We start from the raw sequence: 2,574 nt of genomic DNA, 5'->3' as shown, positions 1-2,574 counted from the left end.
ATCATCAGCCTAAAGTTCATGCGATAGTGATGACTCATTGCGGGTGGAACAGACAAAAGAAAAACACACCGGATTCATCAACAAGGTATTTTGTTGAAAAAGCGGTAGAAGTTGCGGGTGAATTTCAAGATATCTTCACCGAAGATGAGATAGGATACTGCTTTTATTTGCTTGATGATTTCCACTCTAGCGGTCGTATTAGTGGCAATCAGCGAATTCCAATTTCTCGGCTGGAGCCTGGACAAAAATTTCCCGTCGACAATCAACGACTCGAGGTCAATCCCTCCGTTGATCGGTATAAAAAGGAACTTCAGAATCTCGCGACTGATTTATGAGTGCGCGTTGACCATTCTGATATCTTGCCTGTCGGGTGCGGGTAGACTGATTTACCCCGCCAACTCCCACCAATGCTCCGGCTCTAAACCGAAACCCACCGCGAGGCGCTCACACCGTGGCCCATCTTTCGCGCTTTGCCCTCTTGGGCGAGCCGGCTGAGGGTCCAGTACATACGTTTGACGAAGTCGCTCCGGATCGCGATGTCATCCAGATTAAGGCCTTGTCCCGCACGGCGGCCACGGCCAGTGCCTCGGGAGACGTGCCCTCCGGTCCGGCCTCGCGGATACCCTCTCGGCATCGACGGGCGATCTCTCCGGCCTCGAAATGCGCGGATCGGAGGGTTGGTGGTACTTTCGGTTTTATGGCTGTGGGGCGAATCGTGGGGTCGAACAACTGAAGCGTGGCGTCCAGGTGCGCCAGATCGGCACGGGCCTCTACGATCTGCCGTTCCAGTATGGAGACCTGTCCGGCGATCTCGGCTCGCTTGTTAACCAAGGCGTTGATGACCGGTGACGTGCTCACGGCCGATATGGTATCGGAAGCAGGTCTCTACGGCCCTAGGCTTGTGGTGACGGCTGCTGCATAATACCGGGGCTTTCTTGCTAAACGCGTTGGTTAGGCAGGCGGGGTCATCGAGACGCTGGCCTCACTCGCCGCTTCGCGGATCGTCTTTCATAATAGCAGGCATGGCACGATCGACCCCTACTCCCACAGGCAGTGAATTCCGATCGGTGCCGTCGCCCCTCACTTCACCGTCTGGATGACCTCGAACCCCTCGAACTCCGGATGCCCGGCATAAAGCGGCTTGTTGTTCCCGGCATTGGCATGCGCGCGGCGGAACGCCTCGGACCGGGTCCAGGCCTCGAACACCGCGCGATCGCGCCAGATCGTGTGCGAGGCATACAGCACATGGTCCTCCTTCGCCGGCCCGCGCAGCAAATGGAACTCGACGAACCCGGGCACGTCGGCCAGGTAGGTGTCGCGGGAGGTCCAGACTTCCTCGAACGCGGCTTCCGATCCCGGCAGGACCTTGAAGCGGTTCATCGCGATGAACATGGGCATCTCCTTGCGCTGTGCCCCTAGTCTATCCGCCGCCGAGGGCGTAGGGAACCGGCGATGCCCGCGTTCCGGTTGATCCTGTCCCGCCGCCTGTGGCCGCTGACGCTGGCCCAGGCCGGCGGGGCGCTGAACGACAACCTGGTGAAGAACGCCATGCTGGTGCTGGCGCTGTTCCGGCTGCATGTCGGCGGCGCCGGGCTGTCCGCCCTGGCCGGGGCGCTGTTCATCGTGCCGTACGTGCTGCTGTCGGCCACCGCCGGCAAGCTCGCCGACCGGTATCCCAAGCCGCGGCTGACGCTGATCTACAAGCTGGCCGAATGCGGGCTGATGGCGGGCGCCGCCGCCGCCTTCCTGACCGCCAGCGTGCCGGCGCTGCTGGCGCTGCTGTTCGGCCTGGGCTGCCAGGCGGCGCTGTTCGGCCCGGTCAAGTACGGCGTGCTGCCGGAATACCTGCACCCCGAGGAGTTGATCGCCGGCAACGGCCTCATCGAGGCGACGACGTTCTGCGCCATCGTGCTGGGCACGGTGGCCGGCGGCGGGCTGATCCTGCTGCCCGCCGGCGCGGCGATCGTCGGCGTCGCCGGCCTTGCGCTGGCCGCCGCCGGGCTGGCCGGCGCGTGGCTGATGCCGCGCCTGCCGGCCGCGGACGCCTCGCTGCGCGTGGGGTTCAACCTGCTCGCCGAGACCGTCGCGGTCCTGCGCGCCAGCCGGCGGGTGCCGGCGATCTGGTCGTCGGTGCTGTGCCTGTCCTGGTTCTGGACGATGGGCGCGACGGTGCTGACGGAGCTGCCGGTGCTGGTGCGGGACCAGATGCGGGCGGAGGGATCGGTGCTGACCCTCCTGCTCGCCGTCTTCGCCATCGGCGTCGGGATCGGCTCGCTCGGTTGCGCCCGCCTGCTGCACGGCCGCATCAGCACGCGGCTCGCACCGGTCGCGGGGGCGGGGATCTCGCTGTTCTGCTGGGACTTCGGCGGCGCCCACGCGGCGGGGCTGGCAACCGTGCCCGCCGTGCTGGCGTCGGTCCAGGGCTGGCGGATGCTGGCCGATCTCGGGCTGCTGGCGGCCTGCGGCGGCGTGTTCTCGGTCCCGTTCTATGCCGTGATCCAGGACCGTTCGGCGCCGGCGGAACGCTCCCGGATGGTGGCGGCCAACAACATCATGAACGCGCTGTTCATGGTC

Annotated in this window: 3 protein-coding genes; 2 read left to right on the top strand and 1 reads right to left on the bottom strand. The window is 64.6% G+C overall.

Features of this window, described 5'->3' with window-relative positions; all coding sequences use genetic code 11:
• On the top strand, nucleotides 1-335 hold a 335-nt coding region (locus VHB27_RS05385; protein WP_325597960.1), incomplete at its 5' end, for a hypothetical protein.
• A 745-nt stretch (nucleotides 336-1,080) separates the two neighbouring features.
• On the opposite strand, the gene VHB27_RS05380 is transcribed toward VHB27_RS05385, so the two are convergent.
• The gene (locus VHB27_RS05380; RefSeq protein WP_325597958.1) at nucleotides 1,081-1,392 is read right to left on the bottom strand and encodes an antibiotic biosynthesis monooxygenase family protein; all 312 of its coding nucleotides are present in this window, start codon (nucleotides 1,390-1,392) and stop codon (nucleotides 1,081-1,083) included.
• Between the two features lie 60 nt (nucleotides 1,393-1,452).
• Between VHB27_RS05380 and VHB27_RS05375 the strand changes: the two genes are divergently transcribed.
• Nucleotides 1,453-2,574: MFS transporter (locus VHB27_RS05375; RefSeq protein ID WP_325597956.1), on the top strand; the 1,122-nt coding region annotated here is incomplete at its 3' end.

It is taken from the genome of Rhodopila sp. (genome assembly GCF_035548235.1).
Taxonomy (GTDB): Bacteria; Pseudomonadota; Alphaproteobacteria; order Acetobacterales; family Acetobacteraceae; genus Rhodopila.
Note: the sequence above shows the minus strand (reverse complement) of the source record. Positions and strands in the feature narration are given on the sequence as shown.